This is a genomic window from Streptomyces sp. NBC_00045 (assembly GCF_045041095.1).
GTDB lineage: Bacteria > Actinomycetota > Actinomycetes > Streptomycetales > Streptomycetaceae > Streptomyces.
The window spans coordinates 4,304,737-4,323,593 of record NZ_CP108271.1; the positions used below are offsets into that span (position 1 = coordinate 4,304,737).

Genomic DNA, 18,857 nt, shown 5'->3' on the forward strand with positions numbered 1-18,857 from the left:
AGGCGCCGGTCCCGCACGGGACCGGCGCCCGCGCGTATCCGGTGGCTCAGCCCTCGGACGGGGTCTCGGAGCCGGCGGCCGGGGCGGTCGCCGCGGCCGCGGCGGGAGCGTCCTCGGCATCGGTCCTACGGCTCGGCGGCTTCGTGGCCGTCGGGGCGTAGCGGGTGACCTCGGCGCGGAGCATGGCGTTCAGGGCGGCGTACGGGTCGATGGGCATGCCGGAACCTCACGGTGTTCGGGGGGTGTATGGGGGTACGCGCTGCTGCTCGGCACGCTCAGCAGCGCAGGACCACGCTCCGCGCCGTCCATGTGGTCGGCGTCGGCCGCCCTTCCGTCCCGTACGTCTCGGTGGATGCCGCCCGACTGGCGTGTTTCACGTGAAACACCGGCCGGGGCAGCTGTCGTACACCCGGCAGCCCGCGCGTGACCACCCGGACCGCGGCGCGCACTTCGGGGTCCGCGGCCGGATCGGACTCCCCCTCGACGGGGATGCCGGGCTCGCTCGGCGCGCCGGAGCCGGTGCGCTCGGCCGCGGCGGTGGCCGCAGCGGCCGTTGTGACGCCACCGGCCGCGAACAGGCACAGCAGCACGACACAGGCGGCCGAAAGGGCCCTGGCCAGTGCCGTACGTGCGTGCCGCGTCCCGCTCATGCGAGGGGTCTGCCCCGACACGCAGGCCAACTCCCCGACCGACCCGCAGAAGCCCCCGACCGGGGGACGAAGACACCCCCCTCGGCTGACGGCGGGCTGGCCGGCGGGCTCAGCCGGTGTGGTGCCGGCCCGTGCGGTGCTGCCCGGTCAACCGGGCCAGGACGATGGTCTCGCCGCTGACCAGACGCAGTTGGGCGCGCCCGGCCCGCTGCTGCCCGCGGCCGCTGCCCGCGGGCGAGACCCGGTCGACGGTGAACACGGCGGTACGTCGGTCGGTGCGCGCGATCTCGATGGTCAGTCCCCGTCGCAGTTCGGCGAGGGGCAGGTCGGCGGCGGTGACCACGGCGGTGCCGGCCGAGCCCGGGGCCGGACTGTCGCGGTCCCAGGTGGCCTCGTCCCCGTCCAGCGGCAGGTCCACTCCCAGGCTGGGGATGTGCAGCCGCAGCGGCGGTACGGCCCGCAGGGGTGTGACGGCGGCACCCCGCGCGGGCCGGGAGCCCTTGCCGGGAGCGTGATGTCCGGCGTGCTCCAGCTGCTCGACGAGCCGGCGGTGGCCGGACAGGCCCAGCGCCCGGGAGGGCAGCGCGTCGGCGGCGGTGGCAGCAGTGGGCCGTCCGCCCTCCGTACTGCGCAGCATCACTATGCCGCTGCCCAGCAGAGCCACTGTCGTCACGCCGACCACCCACTTGGCGCGGGGCATGGAATCCCTCCTGGTCCGATCCCCCCGGCTCCGGCGGCCGGGTGTACTGAGAGCAGTGGAACCCCTCTCTGCCCGTCAGTAACGCTTACAACGCCGGATGCTGATGCCACGTCACAGGCGTGTCGCTACCCTGCCGAGGACGTCTTCGCAGCTGGCGGCGGGTGGACCGGCCGTGTTGGGGGGATTGCCCGAGGTGCAGCCGAACGGGCGATCAGAAGACCACGAACACGACCGCCGCCGCCCCCATGAGGGCGGCGGCGAGGTGCACGGCCGGGTGGCCGTAGTCGCCGAACCAGAGGTGGCGGGCCAGGCCGCCGAGGGCGGCCAGAGCCGTGATGATGCCGACCTGAGCCAGCAGCGTGACGGCCGTGAAAGGGGCCAGGAGCAGCAGAACGGTGTTGAGCCACAACGGGACGGCGCCCGTCCAGCCGCGCCATTCCCAGATCGCCGTGTGCATGGCCCACCGGCCCCCTCATCGTCAGCTCGCGGGCTGTACAGCCTCCTTGGGTGCGGCGGCGGGGGCAAGGGCCCGTTCGGCAAGAAAACCGAAGGCCAGGCCGAAAGTCGTCCACATCGCGATCTGGATGCCCAGGGTCGCGAGGCGGAACTGCCAGATGAGGGCGGCCGGGAAGTCCGCCGGGACCTCGTTGATGCCGGGCAGGGTGGCGTAGGCGATGCCGACCACCACGACGAAGGCGACCAAGGCGATGATCGACGCGTTCCAGTTCCCGAGCTTGGGCGCCAGGCGCCGGCCCAGGATCAGCGCGGCCGTGGACAGCAGCACGCTCAGCGCGATCATCAGGATGAAGAGGGTGGTCCTCCGGACGACGGTGTCTGGGTCTCCGACGGCCGGCGGGTTGGAGGGGTACTTGAGGAACGGCACCAGGTTGACGGCGACGAACAGGCCGCCCGAGACCAGCAGGGCCGTGACCCGCGGGCCGAAGCGGCCGATGCGGCCCAGGGCGTAGCAGAAGACGAGCGCGGCGATGCCGCCGAGCGCGACCCCGTACAGGAGCGTTCCGGTGCCGAGCCCTGCCGTGGCTTGGAGGGCCCGGCTGACCGGGGCCGCCTCCTCGCCGTGGTCGTGGGCGGCGTGGCCCGCCTCTTCGATGGCGATGGCCGCGTCGACCTTGGACTCACCGAGGACGTACGCGACGAGGAAGGCGGCCACGCCTGCGAGCAGACCTGCCAGCATGCCCCGGACCAGTAGGACACGGGGTGAAATGGGGTTCATGGTTCGGTTCTTCCCCTTGCGGCGGTGGAGATCAGTGGCAGGGGAAGCCGAGGAGGTGGCGACCGTCGTGCATCCACTCGTGGACGGTGTCGCCCTGGAAGATCGCGGTGGCGCCCTGCTCGGCGCCGACGAGGTAGAGCAGGACGAGCATGAGGACGCCGACGAACAGGGCCCAGGGGGCCAGCGCGGAGAGGGAAATCGGGGCGACGGCAGGGGCCGTCGTGGGCACGGCGGAGTGGGCCATGGCAGAACCTCCAGAGGGAACACGCGTCCCGGTCAGTGGTGCTCGCGACGACATGGCGGGTCTGACTTTCCCTCCCCCTCACGGGAGGTTTCACAGTGGCGCGACCGTGCCGGATTTTCACCGGTACTTCCGTCATACCGTCGTCTTTTTTAGGTTGTCGTCCGAGACCGTACCGCGTTTACGCTCCCCTTATGAAGAGTGCCGTGGTACGAGTTCAGTTCGTGAGACGTCCGTTCGACGACGATTCCCGCCGGGCACGCTTCGGCCACGGCGACCCGTGCCCGGGCCACGAGGGCCTGCGCGGCCCGGACACGGGGGACTGGGCGGGCCGGACCCTGGACGAAATTTCCGCCGAAGATCCGGCCGCTGTGCACCGATGGCTGACCGATCCGGACTACGCGCCCCCCGGCGGGGAGTCCGTGACCGCGCTGATCGCCCGCGTCGGCGCCGCACTCGCCGGGCTGGCCGCGGGCACCCATCGCGCGGTGGTCGACCAGGCCGTCGTACGGGCCGCGGTGGTGCACGCGCTGGAGCTGCCGGCCGCCGCGTTCTGGCGCCTCGACGTACGGCCCGACACGGTGACCACCCTCACCGGGCGGCTCGGCCGGTGGAACCTCCAGCTCGGCCGGCCACTCGACACCTAGCGGCTACGGGACGGTGAGCCGCTACGCGACGATCCAGTCGCTCGTCGCGATCACCAGCTGTACGCCGTCGCGGTGGACGGTGCCCTCGATCAGGCCGTACATCCGGTCCGCCGCGAAGTAGACCTCGTTGTCGTTCTTGAGGCCGAAGGGCTCCAGGTCGACGAGGAAGTGGTGCTTGTTGGGGAGGTTGAGGCGCACCTCGTTGACCCGCGGGCAGTTGTCGAGCACCCGCTCGGCCATCTGGTTCAGGGTCTGCTGGAGCGAGTACGAGTAGGTCTCGGCGAAGGCTTCCAGCATGTTCTTGCGGACCTTCTTGTACGACTGGTCCCAGTCGAACGCGTCGTCGTCGGCGGCCAGCGCCGAATGAGCCCAGCGCGCAGTGACCTTGGTCGCCAGGATGCGGTCGTACGCCTCCTTGAGCGTCGTGTACCGGTCCTTGATGTAGCCGTGGAACTCGGAGTTCGTCGAGTTCATCACGGTCAGGTCCTTCAGACCCGAGATGACCTGCAGACCGGTCGTCTCGCTGTACGTGATCTGCGCGGTGCGTACCTCCTGGCCCTTGCGGACGAAGGAGTGCTGTTCCTTGCGCGTCGGGACCGGGATCCGTTCCCAGGCGTACTCCTCGATCCGGATCTGCGCCTCGCGGATCGGCGACTGGGAGGAGACGAAGTGCTTCGCGAGCAGGATGCCGAAGGCCTCGGGGGAGGCGATGCCGTGCTCCTTGCCGAAGGCGTACACCGTGTTCTTGGTGGTGTCGGTCGGCAGGCAGTTGGCGTTGTCGCCGGTCAGGTGGACGTCGCGGAACTCGCCGCGGAGCGCGACCGACACATTGAGGTCGCGGATCTCGTGCCACGAGCCGTCGGCGCCCTTGCGGGTCACCTTGACGATGCGGTTCTCGGCCTTGCCGTACTGGTTCTGCGCCAGGACGTGCTTGCTCATGGTGTCTTCCTTCGGTGCCTCGGGAACACGGAGTCCGGTGGTCTGGATCCCGTACGCCCGGCGTCCAGCGCCCGCCCCCGACCACAGGACGTCCCGCTCCCCGCCGTTCGGTCCCGGGGGACCGCCCCGGGACTGACGTGCATCCCGGTCCGTAGGTGCTGCTTCGGATTGCAACATGTGCGGGGCACGTTGTTACCCGTACAGATCATCCGAACACCGGCACCCACGGATTGGGCGACCACACAGCGCCGCAGGTCAGACCGTGTGCGTATCCGGGACCGACAGGGCTTCGTCGAGGATCTTCAGGCCCTTGGCGACGTCCTCGGGGCTGATGTTGCAAGGCGGGGCGACGTGGATGCGGTTGCCGGCGATCAGCGGCCACAGCCCGCCCTTCTTGCAGGCGGCCCCGAACTCGGCCATCGGCGCGTTGTCCGCCCCGGAGGCGTTGTACGGGACGAGCGGCTCGCGCGTCTGCCGGTCCCGTACCAGCTCCAGGGCCCAGAACGTGCCCAGACCGCGGACCTCCCCGACCGAGGGGTGCTTCTCGGCGAGGGCGCGCAGGCCCGGACCCAGCAGCTCCGCGCCGGTGCGGGCGGACTGCTCGACGATGCCCTCCTCCTCCATGAGGTTGATCGTCGCCACGGCGGCGGCGCAGGCCAGTACGTGCCCGGAGTACGTCAGCCCGCCCGGGTAGGGCCGGCGGGCGAAGGTCTCGGCGATGGCGGCCGAGATGGCGACCCCGCCGAGCGGGATGTATCCGCTGGTCACGCCCTTGGCGAAGCAGATCAGGTCGGGGGTGACGCCCCAGTGCTCGGAGGCGAACCACCGCCCGGTGCGGCCGAAGCCGACCATGATCTCGTCGAGGATGAAGACGATCCCGAAGCGGTCGCAGAGCTCGCGGACGCCCGCCAGGTAGCCGTCCGGGTGGACGAGGACGCCAGGAGCGCCGCCGACGGTCTCCAGGATGATCGCGGCGATGGACTGCGGGCCCTCGAAGACGATGGTGTCCTCAAGGTGGCGCAGGGCCCGCTCGCACTCCTCGGCCCCGGTGGCCGCGTAGAAGGGCGAGCGGTAGGCGAAGGGCCCCCAGAAGTGCACGACGCCGGCGGTCGCGCTGTCGTTGCCGAAGCGGCGGGCGTCACCGGTCAGGTTGATCGCGGTGGACGTGGCCCCGTGGTACGAGCGGTACGCGGACATCACCTTGGGCCGGCCGGTGTGCAGGCGGGCCATCCGTACGGCGTTCTCGACGGCCTCGGCGCCCGCATTGGTGAAGAAGATCTTGTCGAGGTCGCCGGGGGTGCGCTCGGCGATCAGCCGGGCCGCCTCCGAGCGGACGTCGACGGCGAAGCCGGGCGCAACGGTGCAGAGCTTGGCCGCCTGCTCCTGGATGGCCGCCGTCACCTTGGGGTGCTGGTAGCCGATGTTCGTGTAGACGAGGGCGCTGGAGAAGTCGAGGTAGCGGTTGCCCTGGTAGTCCCAGAAGTACGAGCCCTCGGCCCCGGCCACGGCGAGCGGGTCGATGAGCTCCTGCGCCGACCAGGAGTGGAAGACGTGCTTCCGGTCGGCGTCTTTCACGGCGGCGAGCGCGTCGGCGGCTTCAGCGTTCATGTCCTGAGCGTAGTTGTCCATGATGTGGACCCCCGGGAGGGTCGCGGCCCTGTCGGCGCCGCTCACCTGGCCAAAACCACCCGCACGTGCCGGATCATCTGGTTAACGTGTCGTCGGGTACTGGTGATCACGACGCGAGGACGTGACAGGTGGGCGAGCAGGACGACCTGGCCCGGCGCTTCGAGGAGCACCGACCGCATCTGCGGGCCGTGGCCTACCGGATGCTGGGCTCGCTGAGCGAGTCGGAGGACGCCGTTCAGGAGGCGTGGCTGAAGCTGAGCCGCTCGGACGTCACCGCCGTGGAGAACCTGGGCGGCTGGCTCACGACCGTGGTCGGCCGGGTGTGCCTCGACATGCTGCGGTCGCGCACCTCCCGGCGCGAGGATCCGCTCCACGACCAGGACGGATACGTCCGGCTGCCCGACCCGGTCGTCACCGGGCTCGCTGGCATCGATCCGGAGCGCGAGGTGCTCGTCGCCGACTCCGTGGGCATCGCCCTGCTGGTCGTCCTGGAGGCGCTCGCTCCCGCCGAGCGGCTCGCCTTCGTCCTGCACGACCTCTTCGCCGTCCCGTTCGACGAGATCGCCCCGGTCCTCGGCCGTACCGCCGCCTCCACCCGGCAGCTCGCCAGCCGCGCCCGACGCCGGGTCCAGGACGCCGCGCCCACCCCCGACGCCGACCTGGTGCACACCCGCGAGGTCGTGGACGCCTTCCTCAACGCCGCGCGGGGCGGGGACCTCGATGCGCTCGTCGACCTCCTCGACCCCGAGATCATCGCCCGGTCCGACGGCGGCACGCTGCGCCCCAGCGCGGTCCGGCGCGGCGCGACCGACGTCGCCTCGCAGGCGATCACCTTCGCCCGGTTCGCCGCGGCGGCCCACCCGGTCCTCGTCAACGGTCTTCCCGGTGTGCTCGCCCTGGCGGAGGGCAAGCCCCTGTCGGTCATGGCGTTCACCGTCAAGGACGGAAAGGTCGTCGCGCTCGACATCCTCACGGACCCGCAGCGCCTCGCACGGATCGACCTCGGGGCCGTCCTGGGCGACTGAACCGGGAACCCTTGCGCTTCCCGGGCGGCTTGGGCAGGATCTGGTTCCTGTTCAGCCGCCCGGTCGTGCGAACCGCAACCGGCCCGGCTCTGCAAGGGCGGGGAACGCCACCGCGATGCCGCCCGCACTCCGACGCGCCCGGCACCCCACGCCCCCTCCGTCCCCCTCCACTTCACCTCCCCACCTCCCTTCCCCCTCCTCCGCCCGTCGCGTCAGATCACACGGCACGGGCGTCACAGGCGAACGCCAGCGCAGTCGCCCCGCTGGTACCCCTCCCCGGAAAGACGTGATCGTGAGCAAGCACTCTGGTGCCGGAGGGAGTCTGCGGGCCGATGCGCTGGGCACGTTCGACTCCGTCGTGATGGCCGTGGCGGGCTGCGGCCCGGCCCACACCATCGCGGGCACGCTCCCCGCGCTGATAGCCGCCGTCGGTGTCGCAGGCCCGGCCGTCCTCCTGTACTGCGCCCTCCCCGTACTCGGCATCGCCCTCGCCTTCCGTCACCTGGGCCGGCTCGACCCGAACGCCGGCGCCGCGTACGCCTGGGTCGGCCGGTCGCTGCACCCCTTCCTCGGCTTCCTCAGCGGCTGGGCGCTCGTCGTCTCCGCCACCGTGTTCATGGCCTCCGCCGCACGCCCGGCCGGCGCCGCGACGCTGTCCCTCTTCGGGCCCGGCCCGGCCGGTCACGGCGTCCTGGCCACGGCCGTCGGCGCGGGCTGGTTCCTGCTCATGGCCGGCGTGGTGATGTACGGAGCCCGGATCGGCGCCCGTACCCAGACCGTCATCACCGGCATGCAGGTCATCCTGCTCGTGACCTTCGCCGTCGCCGCACTGTCCAAGGACGGCAACGTCGCGGACTTCTCGCCCTCGTGGTTCGGTTTCAGCCACTTCGACGGCCAACACCATTTCGTGACCGGCGCGTTGATCGCCGTCTTCGCCTACTGGGGCTGGGACGTGACCGGCAACCTGGGCGAGGAGACCCGCAACGGCCGCCGCGGCTCGGGGCTGGGCGGGGTGATCGGCATCGTCATGTGCTGCGCGCTGTTCGTCGTCTTCACCGTCTCCGTCAACATCCTCGTCGGCACCGATGTCGTACGGCAGAACCCCGACTCCTTCCTCACCGTCCTCGGCGACGCGGTCCGGCCGGGCTGGGGCGGGCGGCTGCTCGTCCTCGCGGTGCTGCTGTCCACCGTCGCCACCCTGGAGACAACGCTGATCCAGGCCACCCGCACCCTGTTCGCCATGGGCCGCGACCGCACCCTCCACCCGGCGTTCGGCCGCATCCCCCGCGGACGGCAGACGCCGTGGACCGCCACCCTGGTCGTCGCGGGCATCGCGCTCGCCTGCACCATCGCCGCCGACCTCGGCCCCGGGACCGGCTCCGGAGCCGGCTCCGGGCCGCGGCTGCTCGCCGACGCGGTCAGCGGCATGGGCCTGCTGATCTGCTTCTACTACGGCCTCGCCGCGCTCTGCGCCGTCGTCGTCCACCGCAGGCAGCTGTTCTCCTCCGCGCGGAACCTGCTCCTCATCGGGCTCTGGCCGCTGTGCGGCGCGCTGTTCATGGCGTGGATCTTCGTACGGTCGGTGACCGAGCTGAACGCCCTCGCGCTCGGCATCGGGCTCGGTAGCCTCGGCCTCGGCGTCGTCCCGATGCTGATTTCCCGGCGGCGCGCCCCCTCGTACCACCGGCCGGTCCCGCTCGACCCCGAACGGGCCCGCTCCGTCGACGCCTCGTACGGGGCCGCCGACCTCGACCCCGCCTCCAGGGGCGGCTCCGGCCGGACCGGCGAACTGCTCACCGACTTCTGATCCGATGCTCCGAGGAGGGGGTCCGCATGGCCATGGCCTGGAGACGCCGCCGCTCCGCCGCGGCGCCGCACTACGACCCGGCCTTCGGTGACAAGGCCCTTTCGGAGGCCTGCCAGGACGTCGCCGCCGGCCGCTGGCAGGGGCCGCGCGACCTGCTCGCCGCCGGCGGCCCCCACGACTGGGACCGGCGCAGCCACCGCATCCGGCTGCTGGCCAACGCCGCCGCGGACCGGCGGGTCGCGGAGGCCTGGCAGTCCGCCGAACCCCACAGTCCCGACGCGGTCGTACTGCGCGCGGACATCGAGGTGATGCGGATGTTCGCGGTCGCCCGCCGCGGGACGATGCCGGCCGTGAACCGCCTCGACTGGACCGCCCGGATCTGCCTGCACGCCTCCGAAGCCGCTCCGGACGACCCCCATCCGTGGGTGTCCCTGGTCACCCTCGCCCGGCTGTACGAGGGCGGGCACGCGGAGACGGGCCGCTGGTGGCAGGAGCTCTGTGCCCGCGATCCGTACCACCGGGAGGCGCACCACCAGGGTCTGCGCTACGTGTCCGCCCGCTGGCACGGCTCGCACGGCCGGGCGTCCACTTTCGCCCGCGAGCGCGCCGCCGCCGCGCCGCTGGGCTCGCCCCTCGCGGTCCTGCCGCAGGTGGCGCGGGCGGAGCAGTACCGGCACCGGGCGGAACACGAGGGCCCGGGCAGCCTGGACCTGCTGCACCACTGGAGCGGTGACGCCGAACTGTGGGACCTGCGTACGACGATGGAGCGCTGGATCGGATTCCGTACGGCCTCCGGGGCGCAGGACGTGGCCGACCTCAACCACCTGGCCCACGCCCTGGTCCACGCCGACCTGCTCACGGAGGCGGCCGCGGTGTTCGAGCTCCTGGACGGCCGCGCCACCCGGGTCCCCTGGTCGTACACGGGAGACCCCGAGCAGCAGTACACCCGCTGGCGCACCCGCGCCGGTGCGGCAGGGACCCGCTGACCGGACGGCAGCTCGCCCCCGGCTGCTCGCCGAGCGGATGTTCGGCTTAACCTATGAAATATAGGATTACTGGGGCGAGTTGACGTTGGCCTGCGAACGCTGACGAGCCCCGTTCGTCCGTCGATGCGCGACCCCCGGCCGACGGAATGCAAGGAAAAGGGAAAGAGATCGTGATGGGGAACAAGAAGGAAATCGTCCGCTGGGCTCCGGTGGCGCTACTGCTGGTCCTGGCGCTGGTCGCCCCGCTCTTCGGGGACAGCCCCACCGCCGTGGCGGTCCCGCTCCTGCTGGCCGTGGTCTTCGGCTGTGTGAACCTGATGCAGCAGAAGCGCGAGCAGGCTCGCGACGAGGGCTGAGAACGGCCACTGGTACGACGAACGGGCCGGCTGTCGCGCATCGTGTGCGGCAGCCGGCCCGTTGCTCGTGCGTTGGGTCAGGGCGCCTCGTAGCGGGCGTCCTACGACTTGACCGAGGCCGGGTCGAGGGAGTCGATGTCCTCCATGAAGCTCAGCATCCGGGCGTTGACGACGTCGGGGTGGTCGATCTGCGGTCCGTGGCCGGTCGCGGCGATGATCTCGGCGCGGGCCCCGGCCACGAGGCGCGGTACGCGTTCCAGCTGCCGCTTCGGGTGGAGGAGCAGGCTGTGCTTGCCCATGATGACGTAGAGCGGGGTCCGGATGGACCGCAGTGCGTCCTCGGCGAGCGGCAGGGGTGCGGGGCGGCGGATCCGGTACGCGCGGGCGCCGAGCTGGATCCACTTGCGCATCTCGGGGATGGCGAGGACCGGCTGGTCCAGCCAGGCGGCGAGACGCGGACGCAGGCGCTTGGGGGCGAAGGTGGCGAACAGGCTGACGAAGATCCAGACGAAGAAGCGCAGCCCCACCTTCTCCAGGCCGCCGGGGTCGAGGGCGGTGACCGAGGCGAGCCGTCCGGGTCGGCGGTGGGCTTGGTTGAGCACGAGCCAGCCGCCGTAGGAGGAGCCGACGAGGTGGACCCGGTCGAGGCCGAGCGCGTCGAGGGCCTCGTCCATCCACTGGGCGGCGCGCTCGGGCTGCCACATGGGCTCGCGGTGGATGCTGCGGCCCGCGTCACCGGGGGTGTCGAGGGCGTAGACGGGGCGGTCGAGGCTGAGCCCGGGGGTGTTGGGGAACCACATGGCGGAGGAGTAGGCCGCGCCGTGGATCAGGACGATCGGCGTACGGGATTCGGCTGCGGGGTCCGTGGGGCCGTACCGGTAGACGTGGGTGGTGCCGAAGCTCGTCTCGACGTCCGACTCGGAGCGTAGGGGTGCCCCCATCGCGTAGAGCACGTCGGCGGCGGCGAAGTACCGGTCGCGCAGGGTGTCGTTGACGTAGCGGCCGACGTCGCGGCGCACACGGGTCGTGTTCTCGGGCACGGGGCACCTCCGGGAAGATCCGTTCTTCGTGATACGACCGTACCATGTTGGTGGTACGGCGGTACCATGAAGAGGTCCGGGAAGGCCGGGCTGCGAACGCGACCGACGGGTGGAGAACCGGCATGCCAAAGCGCGTGGACCACGAGGAGCGGCGCGCCCAGATCGCCGAGGCCCTCATCCAGGTGGCGGGGCGGCGAGGCCTGCACGCCGTCGGCATGCGCGACGTGGCCGCGGAGGCCGGCGTGTCCCTGCGGCTCGTGCAGTACTACTTCGAGACCAAGGAGAAGCTGCTCTTCTACGGCCTCCAGCACCTGACGGACCGCTTCACCGCACGGGTGGGCGCCCGCCTCCGCGCCGCCGGCGCGGACCCGGGACCCCGCGCGACCATCGAAGCGCTACTGATGGCCTCCCTCCCGACCGACGAGGAGGGCCGCACCTTCCACCTCCTCTACAGCTCCTACTCGATCCTGTCCGTGACCGACGAGGCGCTCGCGGCGCAGCCGTTCATAGACAACCCCGACGCCGCGGAGGATGCCGTGACCGGCCTGCTCGAACAGGCCCGGGCATCAGGTCTGGCCGCCCCGGGCATCGACGCGCGCACCGAGGCGATCAGCCTGCTAGCCATGGCGGCGACCATGGGCACCAGCATCCTCGTGGGCCAGCGCACCCCGGAGTCGGCCATCGCGGTCCTCCACCACCACCTGGACCGGATCTTCCCGCCTGCCGGGCCGCCACCGAACGCGGACCCGGTCTGAGGCGCTGCCACGACGAAGGCCCAGGTCTGTGACCTGGGCCTTCGTCGTTGTCGGCTGTCCATTAATAATGCTGCCTCACCCAAGTGATGCAGCATCCGCCCCGTAGGCAGCCCGGGCGATCCGCTACGGCAGCACGTCCGGGCTGCTGCCCTCGAACGACTTGCCGGCCGGCCACAGGACCACGCACTCCTGGCTCGCCGCGAGGTCGATCAGGTCCTTGCGCGGCTCGGAAGGCAGGAGGATCGCGCACGTGGTCGACCGTACGAAGCGGCTGTAGTCGGCCAATTGCCCGATGGCCATGCGCACGTTCTCCCGGGTGACGCTCCCCTTCGCCTCGACCAACAAGCCGATCCCCGGAGCGTAGAGGTCGGTCAGCAGGGGGCGGGTCTCGCCGTCGGGCAGGATCCGGTGCCGGTGCACCTGCTGCCCCTTCGACCTGAGGTAGTCGCTGAACTGGAGCACGAGCTTGGCTTCCCGCCGCTCCGCTTCGTACGGCTCGCGGCTCGGATTGACGAAGGCCTTCTCGGTCTCCTGCTGCTCGATGTCAACGTGCATGACGGTCTCGGGCTGATTGCGCAACACGCGACCCAGTTTCGTCCCCGGCTCCTGCACGGGGGTGTCCACCGGCCTCAGCTTGAAGACGATCACCTTGCGGAGGGGGCCGTCGCCGGTCTCCGGCGCATCGGCTTCGTACCAGCTGTCCACCTCGAACTCGCCGAGGTAGGTGACGACGCCGCGGGCTCCTTGGAAGACGCGCAGTGCGCGGCCTTCGGCGCGGTGATTCAGGATGCTGGCGTTGCCGGACAGCATCCGCTGGTCGCCGTACTGCCCTTCACCGCTGTAGTGGAACAGCCCGTCCGGCATCCACCCGTCGTAGTAGCCGTGCTTCTCGCCGGCGATCGGATCCGTGAAGATCATGACGTTCGGCGTCTTCGCCGACGGGCCGATGCCCCCCTGCGTGCGGCCGCCGTACTCGGCGTGCAGCAGCTTGCGCTCGATCGGCTCGCCGGGTTCGAGACCCCACACCACGCTCGCCGGGTCCGCGACGTTCACCTCCGTCATGTGCAGCTCTCCTCTTCGTTCGCGCCGATCTACTACCGCTCGTCGTAGTGTACTCTGCTCATGCGCCCAAGGAATCAGATGCGGGAATCTGACCCGTGAAAAGCTCATCCAAATCGGACATGCGGAAGGTCGAGCGAGGGGGCGCGGGGGAGGAGCTTGCTCGGGGGCGAGCCGAGCGGAAGAAGCAGTCTGTTGGATGCCGGCTAGGGCCCCGGGGGGCTCTTGACGGCTCAGATCGAGAACGTCGGCCACGGCCCCTGCACATGGAGCAGGCGGCCACCCGGTGCAACGGGGGCCGCCCTTGAAACACCTCGTTCATCACTCCAGGAGGCGTCCACATGAAAGTACGACGAACCCAGCTCAATGGCGAGCGGCGCCGCCGCCCCACCCGCAAGGCACTGGCGCTCGTCGCGGCCGGAGCCGTCGTGTTCGGCCTCGCCATGATCGCGCCCGCCGCCGGCTCGGCCCTGGGGGTCGCCGCCGCGGTCGTCGCGGTCATGCCCTCGGACCGCCGGGGAGGCAAGGGGGGCGACGAGGAGTAGCGCTCCTCGCGGCGCGGGCGCCGGTCGCTCTGCATTCGACGAGGCCCCTGAGCATTCCGATCAGGGGCCTCGTCCCGTCGGGCTTCTCCTCCGCAGTTCTGGCCGGACACCGTTCCGGGCCGCAGGGGCTCAGGGTGCGGGGCGATGCCTCCCCCGCGCGGCTGCTCAAGGCGGGGGCTTATTGGCGGGGCCTTCGCAGATGCCTCGGCCGACCCCTTGTTGATCAATTCTTACCGCTGACCCCCTGACGGCTCGACCAGCGCAACACTCCGGGCTAGCCCGGAGCGTCGTTCGGGCCGTCGGGGGCGACGGCCCACCGGCCCGCCGTGGCATCGAGTCCTCGCAACGACTGGGCCGTCACCTCTGGACCATCGAACGGACCATGGCCTGGCTCGCCGGCCGCCGCCGCCTCCACCGCCGCTACGAACGCAAAGCCGATCACTTCCTCGCCTTCACCAGCATCACCTGCACCCTCATCTGCTACCGCAGACTCGCCAATTGGCTGCCGACCTGCGCATATCGGCTGCCGGGGTGGTCACTGCAAGGGTCCTGCCGCACCCGTATTGACCGCTGTGCACCGCTCCCAAGGGCACGGATGGGGCACGTGCCCGCTGGCTTTGAGGCGTAGAGCGTTCTGGCCTCGGATGCCACGGGGCGGGGTAGCGTCGGTGCGGCGGCGCTGGGCCTGCTTCGCGTGTGCGAGCAAGGCAGCTGACCGGCTGCCTGGACTGGAATGGCGCGGACCCCGCGACCGTGCGACACGCGCCACGCCATAACGTCGGCTTCCTGGTCAGGTCCTCCCCCGTAACGGAGGTTTTCACGACTAGCCTCCGCATCATGCTGCGTATCGCCGACACCCGCACCGGCCGCCTCGTGGAGATCCCGTCCGCACACCGCCACATGCTGCGCATCTGCGTCCATCTGCCGGTCGTCGACACCCGGATCGGCGCGGTGGACCTTCGGGCGCCCCTGGTCGGCGACGTACTGGCGCGCGCCGTTGAGCTGCACGGCCTGCAGTCCCTCACGGTCCTCACCACGCCGGACCTGCCGCGCGAGCAAGCCGAGGCGCTCGATCGCGCCCTGGCCGCCCTCGGCATCCACCCGCCCGCCACCGTCGGTGCGCACCTTCCGACCGAGGCACCGTGCGCCGCTGCCGACGTGCACGTGCTCGCGTACGGCTCCGCCGTGCAGGACTCCGCCGGCGGGGTCCGGATCCATGTGGGCCAGGTGAGCGCACCACCACCGGACGGGGGAGTCCCCGACCGTGTCCATCTCCTCGCCTCTGGTCTCCTCGACGCATTCGTCCCAGAGGGGACCGATCCGCTGGCCGTGAGGATGCTGTTGCTCGGCCACGCCCACCGCATGCCGGTCACGATCACCAGCGCCGCGCTCGCCGAGGCCCGGCGGGCGCTGGGACACTGGCGGCAGCAGGTGGCCGACTGGGCGCAGCAGCCGTCCCGGCCGGTCCCTGCCGAGGTGCTGAGACAGGGCCGTGCCGCGCTGGCCGATGATCTCGGTGTCCCCGCCGTCCTGGACCTGCTGGCCCGTGTGGCGGAGCGCGCCGACGTGCCGGCGGGTGCCAAGTTCGAGACGTTCGCCTTTCTCGACCGCGTCCTGGGGCTGGACCTCGCGCGCGAGGTCGGCCACCAGCACCACGCGACGTCATGATGTCGGGCAACTTGCGGCGCCTGGTCGTCCTGCGGCACGCCAAGTCGGCCTGGCCGCCGGACGTGGCAGACTCCGAGCGGCCGCTCGCCCCGCGCGGCCGCCGCGACGCTCCGGCAGCCGGCCGCTGGCTGCGCGAGGCCGGCTGTGTTCCCGACCTCGTCGTGTGTTCCCCGGCCCTGCGCACCCGCCAGACGTGGGGCCTCGTCGCGGCCGAGTTCGCCGCCGCCACGGCGGTGATCCAAGAGGCCCGCATCTACCGGGCGGGTGCCGGGGAGTTGCTCGAAGTCGTACGTGAGATCCCCGCGCAGGTACGGACGCTGATGCTGATCGGGCACAACCCCGGTGTGCAGGAGCTGGTTCTGCTGCTCACCGGTGAGGCGGACGGCTACGCGCTGGAGCAGACCCGTACGAAGTTTCCGACATCCGCGATCGCCGTACTGAGCGTGTCAGGGCCCTGGACGTCCCTCGAACCGGGTGCCGCCCGGCTGACGGACATGGTCGTGCCGCGCGGCGCGAACCCTTGACGGTACGGCACCGGTCGGTACACGGGCTCAGCCGCGCTCTTCCTCCTCGGCCTCCATGCGCCGGATTCCCTCGTGGGTGAGGGTGACCATCGCGGGGGTGTTGCCCGGTTCCCAGTCGACGGTGATCAGGCCTTCGCCCGCCAGGTAGGTGCAGGCGGCGGCCAGGTCCTGTTCCGGTACGTGGAGGTCGTGCCGCAGCTGTGCTCCGGTGATGCCGAGGAGGCGGTTGCCTTCGACGGCTTCGTACAGGACCCGGAGCACCTGTTCGCGGTAGGTCTTGCGTTCGCGCAGTGTGGCCATGACCGCGTCCTTCCGTGTGGGGTGGAGTGGGCTCCGGGGCCCGTTGGGGCTTCTCAGGTCTCGTCGGAGTGGGCGCCGGTGCCGACGGGGGTCCTGCTGGTGGCCAGCCAGGAGCGGGCGGGGCCGGCGGGTGTCGCCGTGTCCACGGTGAGGTGGAGGCGGGTGTCGCCGTCGAGACCGGGATAGCTGCGCTGTTCCGCGCCCGCGAAGCAGTGACGGAGCGCCTCTGCGACGGCTCGGGCGGCTTCGGGTGTGTGCGCGATGATCCGTACCTCGGCGTGTGCGAGCGACGGCATTGTCTGGGTCTCGATGTACTTCACGTGGGCGTGGTTCCCTTCAGGGTGGGCGAGAGGCCGGCGGGTCGGGGCGCCGAGGCGCCCCGACTGCTGCCCCCGGTCGGAGGAAGGTCTGCTCCTCACCGGTCGGCACCCGTGTGGTGGGCTCGACGACCGGTGTCGTCCGGCAGGCCGGGAGGCCTCGGCAGGGGGTCACTGAAGTGATGGGCCTCGATCCGCGCGTCGTGCTGGGCGTTCAGCAGATGGATCCAGCGCATTCCGATGCCGATCATGAGGATGATCACTGCGATGAGGACGACGGTCTCCACGGAGCTCACCTCCAGCCGTTTCCGGGCAGCGGCAGGGCGGTCCGGCCCATCGCGTCTCCGAACGGGGACATGCAGGCCCCGCCCTCGCCTTCCCAGGTGGCTTCCGGGCGCGAGGCGTCGCGGATGCCGCGGCCGATGGCGGATTCGTTGGCCATGAGCACGCCCGCGGCCAGGACGCTGCCGGGGATCGCGGCGGCGGCCATCAGACGGGCAGCGGCGGCGGGTTCGGTCTCGGGCGGGATGACGAGGAGGTCCCAGCGGCCGACGGTGTAGGAGAGCAGGATCAGCTTGTCGGGGTCCTGTTCGGTGAACCAGCCCACGTGCAGCACGCGCCCGTCCACGGCAACCGTGCGCGGTACGACCGGCCAGCGGCTGGGGTTCACGCTGACGCGCGTGATGCGCCCCCAGGGCTCGTCCAGAGCGGCGGCAAGAGCCGGGAGCTCGGCTTCGAGGTCACGCGAGTACGGCCACCAGGCACCGTCCAGCTGACTGGCGAGCAGGGTGTTCGGCATAAGGGAAAGGCGCGCCGGGCGCGTGGGTGCACGTGTGCCTGCAACAGCGCGGTCAAGACTCGTCGTGGTCATGACGCGGACCCGTCTCCAGGCCGTCCGAGGACGGCCCGGTGCAGTGATCGCCGGAAACGACGTCCGCGAGGGAGCGGGTGTACGGAAGACTCCCGGTGTTTTCAGCCTACTCCGGTCCGAGGCCGAAGAGGCCGATGGTGACCGGGTAGCTCCCGGCGCTCGACCGCAGGCGGCGGAGTACCGTGAGAGGGACGGCGGCATGCCGCCGCACCGTGAGATAGGCGCACCGATCATGGCCGCATCCGACACTCCGGTTCCCCCCGGACTCCCCGACGAGATCCACCGAGCGGTCGAGCCCGGCACCGCCCTGCTCCGGCTCGAAACGACGCAGTCCCGCGAAGGGGTTCTCGACGGTGCCTGGTGGCCGCGCTCCCGGGACGTCACCACGGAGCTGCCCGCCCTGATCACGGCGCTGACCGAGCACCTGGGCTCCATCACGAGGGTCGGCCTGGACGCCACCGCCTGGCAGGACATCCCCACCCGCCTGGTCGTCGACGATCACATCGTGCACCTCGACTCCGACCCGGTCGGCGACGACACCGTCCTCATCACCCGAGGCCACAACGACCACTTCTCGCTTCTGGTGGTTCCTCCCGGCACCGCAACCGGTGCCGCCCGCGAGGCCATGGCCCAGGCGGTCCGTGCGGACAACATCGCCCGGGCCTCCCAGATCCTCATCGCCCGGGCCCCCGCCACCGATGCCCCCGGTCGGAGTGACTGACCTGCTGCTGCGGACGCCGCGCTCGCCCGGTGGTCATCGGAGGCGGTGGCGACGCGATGACCGGGAAAGTCGTAGCACGATGTAGACCACGTCGGCCACGGCGATCGCGATGGCGATGACGAGGAGATAGAACAGGCCGTCCACCACCGCGCCGATGAGGCCCAGGACGAAGGCCACGAGCAGCAGCAACAAGAAGATCACCATGCGCCGGACACCTCCTCTGGCGCCAGGCTCGGGGCGCTCAGCGGCGCGCCAGTCGGCGTTCGCCGCCGGCGCCGGGCTGGTAGGGCATCCCGTAGTGCTGGAAGATTGCTTCTTCCTGCTCTGCGGGCAGGACGTCGTCGGTGCCGATGGCAGGGGCCTTCTTCACCACTGCCTTGGCATGGGCGACCTTGACGTAGCGGGGTCCCAGGATCGCCTCGTCGAGAGGAACGAAGACCAGGCGGTGGCGGGTGGGCAATCCGGTGCGGAGGGTTGCCATGGCCGGTTCGTCGGTGGCGGTGTCCACATAGACCGCTTCCAGAGCGCCGATGCGGTGCCCTTTCGCGTCGAGGACGTCACAGTCGCGCCACTCGCGTACATCGGCTGAACGGATCATGGCTCGCCCCCTGCGGCGTGACGACGGTCACACAACGACCCCGGCACATTCACACGCCGGGGCCGCCCTTCCGGACGCCACACGTGAGAGTGCGACGACCTATTTATCAGGATATGCCCCTGGTGACAATCTGGCAGCAGGGATGTGTCCCGCCGATACGGGCCAGTCGGTCGACGGGGTTCAGCGCACCTCGATCGACAGGACCGCGACGACGATCGTGGCCAAGGAAGAGCGACCATCGTGGC

26 protein-coding genes and 1 pseudogene are annotated in these 18,857 nt (G+C 71.0%); 11 read left to right on the forward strand and 16 right to left on the reverse strand.

Annotation, left to right across the window (positions count from 1 at the left end):
- Window positions 1–46: 46 nt before the first annotated feature.
- The 6 genes from OHA65_RS20115 to OHA65_RS20140 form a co-directional block, all read right to left on the reverse strand.
- On the reverse strand, window positions 47–217 hold the full coding sequence (locus OHA65_RS20115; RefSeq protein WP_327284478.1) for a hypothetical protein: 171 nt from the start codon (window positions 215–217) through the stop codon (window positions 47–49).
- Window positions 218–275: 58 nt separating this feature from the next.
- Window positions 276–650, reverse strand: a complete 375-nt coding sequence (locus OHA65_RS20120; RefSeq protein ID WP_327284479.1) for a hypothetical protein — start codon at window positions 648–650, stop codon at window positions 276–278.
- Between the two features lie 109 nt (window positions 651–759).
- Window positions 760–1,350: a class F sortase gene (locus OHA65_RS20125; RefSeq protein ID WP_327284480.1), complete on the reverse strand. Its 591-nt coding sequence runs from the start codon at window positions 1,348–1,350 to the stop codon at window positions 760–762.
- 211 nt (window positions 1,351–1,561) lie between these two features.
- A complete protein-coding gene (locus OHA65_RS20130) occupies window positions 1,562–1,807 on the reverse strand; it encodes a hypothetical protein (protein ID WP_327284481.1) in 246 nt (81 codons plus the stop codon).
- 21 nt (window positions 1,808–1,828) lie between these two features.
- Window positions 1,829–2,584 carry a CbtA family protein gene (locus OHA65_RS20135; protein WP_329314102.1) on the reverse strand — a complete coding sequence of 252 codons (756 nt, stop codon included), beginning with the start codon at window positions 2,582–2,584 and terminating at the stop codon, window positions 1,829–1,831.
- Window positions 2,585–2,615: 31 nt separating this feature from the next.
- On the reverse strand, window positions 2,616–2,828 hold the full coding sequence (locus OHA65_RS20140; RefSeq protein WP_327284483.1) for a CbtB-domain containing protein: 213 nt from the start codon (window positions 2,826–2,828) through the stop codon (window positions 2,616–2,618).
- A gap of 221 nt (window positions 2,829–3,049) precedes the next feature.
- Here OHA65_RS20140 and OHA65_RS20145 point away from each other — a divergent pair, with 221 nt between their 5' ends.
- Window positions 3,050–3,472: a histidine phosphatase family protein gene (locus tag OHA65_RS20145; protein WP_327284484.1), complete on the forward strand. Its 423-nt coding sequence runs from the start codon at window positions 3,050–3,052 to the stop codon at window positions 3,470–3,472.
- Window positions 3,473–3,493: 21 nt separating this feature from the next.
- Here the strand turns inward: OHA65_RS20145 and pucL are convergent, their stop codons facing one another.
- Both pucL and OHA65_RS20155 read right to left on the reverse strand, forming a co-directional pair.
- A complete protein-coding gene (gene pucL, locus OHA65_RS20150; protein WP_329314104.1) occupies window positions 3,494–4,411 on the reverse strand; it encodes a factor-independent urate hydroxylase in 918 nt (305 codons plus the stop codon).
- Window positions 4,412–4,666: 255 nt separating this feature from the next.
- On the reverse strand, window positions 4,667–6,019 hold the full coding sequence (locus OHA65_RS20155) for an aspartate aminotransferase family protein (protein WP_327284486.1): 1,353 nt from the start codon (window positions 6,017–6,019) through the stop codon (window positions 4,667–4,669).
- A 149-nt stretch (window positions 6,020–6,168) separates the two neighbouring features.
- On the opposite strand from OHA65_RS20155, the gene OHA65_RS20160 reads away from it, so the two are divergent.
- The 4 genes from OHA65_RS20160 to OHA65_RS20175 all read left to right on the forward strand — a co-directional run bounded on the left by OHA65_RS20160 (window position 6,169) and on the right by OHA65_RS20175 (window position 10,214).
- Complete coding sequence (locus tag OHA65_RS20160) at window positions 6,169–7,065, forward strand: sigma-70 family RNA polymerase sigma factor (protein WP_327284487.1); 897 nt, start codon at window positions 6,169–6,171, stop codon at window positions 7,063–7,065.
- 292 nt (window positions 7,066–7,357) lie between these two features.
- Window positions 7,358–8,872 (forward strand): APC family permease, encoded by a 1,515-nt coding sequence (locus OHA65_RS20165; RefSeq protein ID WP_405762227.1) that lies wholly within the window; start codon window positions 7,358–7,360, stop codon window positions 8,870–8,872.
- Between the two features lie 26 nt (window positions 8,873–8,898).
- Window positions 8,899–9,858 carry a hypothetical protein gene (locus OHA65_RS20170; RefSeq protein ID WP_328763269.1) on the forward strand — a complete coding sequence of 320 codons (960 nt, stop codon included), beginning with the start codon at window positions 8,899–8,901 and terminating at the stop codon, window positions 9,856–9,858.
- Window positions 9,859–10,031: 173 nt separating this feature from the next.
- Window positions 10,032–10,214, forward strand: a complete 183-nt coding sequence (locus tag OHA65_RS20175; RefSeq protein WP_327284490.1) for a hypothetical protein — start codon at window positions 10,032–10,034, stop codon at window positions 10,212–10,214.
- 101 nt (window positions 10,215–10,315) lie between these two features.
- Here the strand turns inward: OHA65_RS20175 and OHA65_RS20180 are convergent, their stop codons facing one another.
- Window positions 10,316–11,254 (reverse strand): alpha/beta hydrolase, encoded by a 939-nt coding sequence (locus OHA65_RS20180; RefSeq protein WP_327284491.1) that lies wholly within the window; start codon window positions 11,252–11,254, stop codon window positions 10,316–10,318.
- A 122-nt stretch (window positions 11,255–11,376) separates the two neighbouring features.
- Here OHA65_RS20180 and OHA65_RS20185 point away from each other — a divergent pair, with 122 nt between their 5' ends.
- Entirely contained in the window at window positions 11,377–12,009 is a 633-nt protein-coding gene (locus OHA65_RS20185; RefSeq protein WP_371644255.1) for a TetR/AcrR family transcriptional regulator, read from the forward strand.
- A 123-nt stretch (window positions 12,010–12,132) separates the two neighbouring features.
- Here the strand turns inward: OHA65_RS20185 and OHA65_RS20190 are convergent, their stop codons facing one another.
- Entirely contained in the window at window positions 12,133–13,071 is a 939-nt protein-coding gene (locus tag OHA65_RS20190) for a restriction endonuclease (protein ID WP_327284493.1), read from the reverse strand.
- 338 nt (window positions 13,072–13,409) lie between these two features.
- On the opposite strand from OHA65_RS20190, the gene OHA65_RS20195 reads away from it, so the two are divergent.
- The 4 genes and pseudogenes from OHA65_RS20195 to OHA65_RS20210 all read left to right on the forward strand — a co-directional run bounded on the left by OHA65_RS20195 (window position 13,410) and on the right by OHA65_RS20210 (window position 15,805).
- The gene (locus OHA65_RS20195; protein ID WP_327284495.1) at window positions 13,410–13,613 is read left to right on the forward strand and encodes a hypothetical protein; all 204 of its coding nucleotides are present in this window, start codon (window positions 13,410–13,412) and stop codon (window positions 13,611–13,613) included.
- Window positions 13,614–13,932: 319 nt separating this feature from the next.
- Window positions 13,933–14,121, forward strand: a pseudogene (locus OHA65_RS20200) (IS5/IS1182 family transposase); the annotation flags it as partial.
- A 329-nt stretch (window positions 14,122–14,450) separates the two neighbouring features.
- Entirely contained in the window at window positions 14,451–15,281 is an 831-nt protein-coding gene (locus tag OHA65_RS20205; protein WP_371644257.1) for a hypothetical protein, read from the forward strand.
- Complete coding sequence (locus tag OHA65_RS20210; RefSeq protein ID WP_327284497.1) at window positions 15,278–15,805, forward strand: histidine phosphatase family protein; 528 nt, start codon at window positions 15,278–15,280, stop codon at window positions 15,803–15,805. Before OHA65_RS20205 ends, OHA65_RS20210 begins: the two co-directional genes overlap by 4 nt.
- A 27-nt stretch (window positions 15,806–15,832) precedes the next feature.
- Here OHA65_RS20210 and OHA65_RS20215 read toward each other — a convergent pair whose 3' ends face one another.
- The 4 genes from OHA65_RS20215 to OHA65_RS20230 all read right to left on the reverse strand — a co-directional run bounded on the left by OHA65_RS20215 (window position 15,833) and on the right by OHA65_RS20230 (window position 17,293).
- Window positions 15,833–16,105 (reverse strand): hypothetical protein, encoded by a 273-nt coding sequence (locus OHA65_RS20215; RefSeq protein ID WP_327284498.1) that lies wholly within the window; start codon window positions 16,103–16,105, stop codon window positions 15,833–15,835.
- A gap of 53 nt (window positions 16,106–16,158) precedes the next feature.
- Window positions 16,159–16,401 carry a hypothetical protein gene (locus OHA65_RS20220; RefSeq protein WP_371646889.1) on the reverse strand — a complete coding sequence of 81 codons (243 nt, stop codon included), beginning with the start codon at window positions 16,399–16,401 and terminating at the stop codon, window positions 16,159–16,161.
- A gap of 119 nt (window positions 16,402–16,520) precedes the next feature.
- On the reverse strand, window positions 16,521–16,709 hold the full coding sequence (locus OHA65_RS20225) for a hypothetical protein (RefSeq protein WP_327284500.1): 189 nt from the start codon (window positions 16,707–16,709) through the stop codon (window positions 16,521–16,523).
- Between the two features lie 5 nt (window positions 16,710–16,714).
- Window positions 16,715–17,293, reverse strand: a complete 579-nt coding sequence (locus OHA65_RS20230; RefSeq protein ID WP_328763271.1) for a DUF5994 family protein — start codon at window positions 17,291–17,293, stop codon at window positions 16,715–16,717.
- A gap of 232 nt (window positions 17,294–17,525) precedes the next feature.
- On the opposite strand from OHA65_RS20230, the gene OHA65_RS20235 reads away from it, so the two are divergent.
- Window positions 17,526–18,014, forward strand: coding sequence for a DUF5994 family protein (locus tag OHA65_RS20235; protein WP_327284502.1), 489 nt, complete (start codon window positions 17,526–17,528; stop codon window positions 18,012–18,014).
- Window positions 18,015–18,047: 33 nt separating this feature from the next.
- Here OHA65_RS20235 and OHA65_RS20240 read toward each other — a convergent pair whose 3' ends face one another.
- Window positions 18,048–18,218, reverse strand: coding sequence for a hypothetical protein (locus OHA65_RS20240; RefSeq protein ID WP_328763272.1), 171 nt, complete (start codon window positions 18,216–18,218; stop codon window positions 18,048–18,050).
- A 37-nt stretch (window positions 18,219–18,255) separates the two neighbouring features.
- Complete coding sequence (locus OHA65_RS20245) at window positions 18,256–18,612, reverse strand: PRC-barrel domain-containing protein (RefSeq protein WP_327284504.1); 357 nt, start codon at window positions 18,610–18,612, stop codon at window positions 18,256–18,258.
- Window positions 18,613–18,857 lie beyond the last annotated feature (245 nt).

What these genes read in the sequence shown, in the direction of transcription:
- OHA65_RS20115 (WP_327284478.1), bottom strand. Translation starts at nt 217, where the DNA reads ATGCCCATCGACCCGTACGCCGCCCTGAACGCCATGCTCCGCGCCGAG.
- OHA65_RS20120 (WP_327284479.1), bottom strand. Translation starts at nt 650, where the DNA reads ATGAGCGGGACGCGGCACGCACGTACGGCACTGGCCAGGGCCCTTTCG.
- OHA65_RS20125 (WP_327284480.1), bottom strand. Translation starts at nt 1,350, where the DNA reads ATGCCCCGCGCCAAGTGGGTGGTCGGCGTGACGACAGTGGCTCTGCTG.
- OHA65_RS20130 (WP_327284481.1), bottom strand. Translation starts at nt 1,807, where the DNA reads ATGCACACGGCGATCTGGGAATGGCGCGGCTGGACGGGCGCCGTCCCG.
- OHA65_RS20135 (WP_329314102.1), bottom strand. Translation starts at nt 2,584, where the DNA reads ATGAACCCCATTTCACCCCGTGTCCTACTGGTCCGGGGCATGCTGGCA.
- OHA65_RS20140 (WP_327284483.1), bottom strand. Translation starts at nt 2,828, where the DNA reads ATGGCCCACTCCGCCGTGCCCACGACGGCCCCTGCCGTCGCCCCGATT.
- pucL (WP_329314104.1), bottom strand. Translation starts at nt 4,411, where the DNA reads ATGAGCAAGCACGTCCTGGCGCAGAACCAGTACGGCAAGGCCGAGAAC.
- OHA65_RS20155 (WP_327284486.1), bottom strand. Translation starts at nt 6,019, where the DNA reads ATGAACGCTGAAGCCGCCGACGCGCTCGCCGCCGTGAAAGACGCCGAC.
- OHA65_RS20170 (WP_328763269.1), top strand. Translation starts at nt 8,899, where the DNA reads ATGGCCATGGCCTGGAGACGCCGCCGCTCCGCCGCGGCGCCGCACTAC.
- OHA65_RS20175 (WP_327284490.1), top strand. Translation starts at nt 10,032, where the DNA reads ATGGGGAACAAGAAGGAAATCGTCCGCTGGGCTCCGGTGGCGCTACTG.
- OHA65_RS20185 (WP_371644255.1), top strand. Translation starts at nt 11,377, where the DNA reads ATGCCAAAGCGCGTGGACCACGAGGAGCGGCGCGCCCAGATCGCCGAG.
- OHA65_RS20190 (WP_327284493.1), bottom strand. Translation starts at nt 13,071, where the DNA reads ATGACGGAGGTGAACGTCGCGGACCCGGCGAGCGTGGTGTGGGGTCTC.
- OHA65_RS20195 (WP_327284495.1), top strand. Translation starts at nt 13,410, where the DNA reads ATGAAAGTACGACGAACCCAGCTCAATGGCGAGCGGCGCCGCCGCCCC.
- OHA65_RS20205 (WP_371644257.1), top strand. Translation starts at nt 14,451, where the DNA reads ATGCTGCGTATCGCCGACACCCGCACCGGCCGCCTCGTGGAGATCCCG.
- OHA65_RS20210 (WP_327284497.1), top strand. Translation starts at nt 15,278, where the DNA reads ATGATGTCGGGCAACTTGCGGCGCCTGGTCGTCCTGCGGCACGCCAAG.
- OHA65_RS20215 (WP_327284498.1), bottom strand. Translation starts at nt 16,105, where the DNA reads ATGGCCACACTGCGCGAACGCAAGACCTACCGCGAACAGGTGCTCCGG.
- OHA65_RS20220 (WP_371646889.1), bottom strand. Translation starts at nt 16,401, where the DNA reads ATGCCGTCGCTCGCACACGCCGAGGTACGGATCATCGCGCACACACCC.
- OHA65_RS20230 (WP_328763271.1), bottom strand. Translation starts at nt 17,293, where the DNA reads ATGACCACGACGAGTCTTGACCGCGCTGTTGCAGGCACACGTGCACCC.
- OHA65_RS20235 (WP_327284502.1), top strand. Translation starts at nt 17,526, where the DNA reads ATGGCCGCATCCGACACTCCGGTTCCCCCCGGACTCCCCGACGAGATC.
- OHA65_RS20240 (WP_328763272.1), bottom strand. Translation starts at nt 18,218, where the DNA reads ATGGTGATCTTCTTGTTGCTGCTGCTCGTGGCCTTCGTCCTGGGCCTC.
- OHA65_RS20245 (WP_327284504.1), bottom strand. Translation starts at nt 18,612, where the DNA reads ATGATCCGTTCAGCCGATGTACGCGAGTGGCGCGACTGTGACGTCCTC.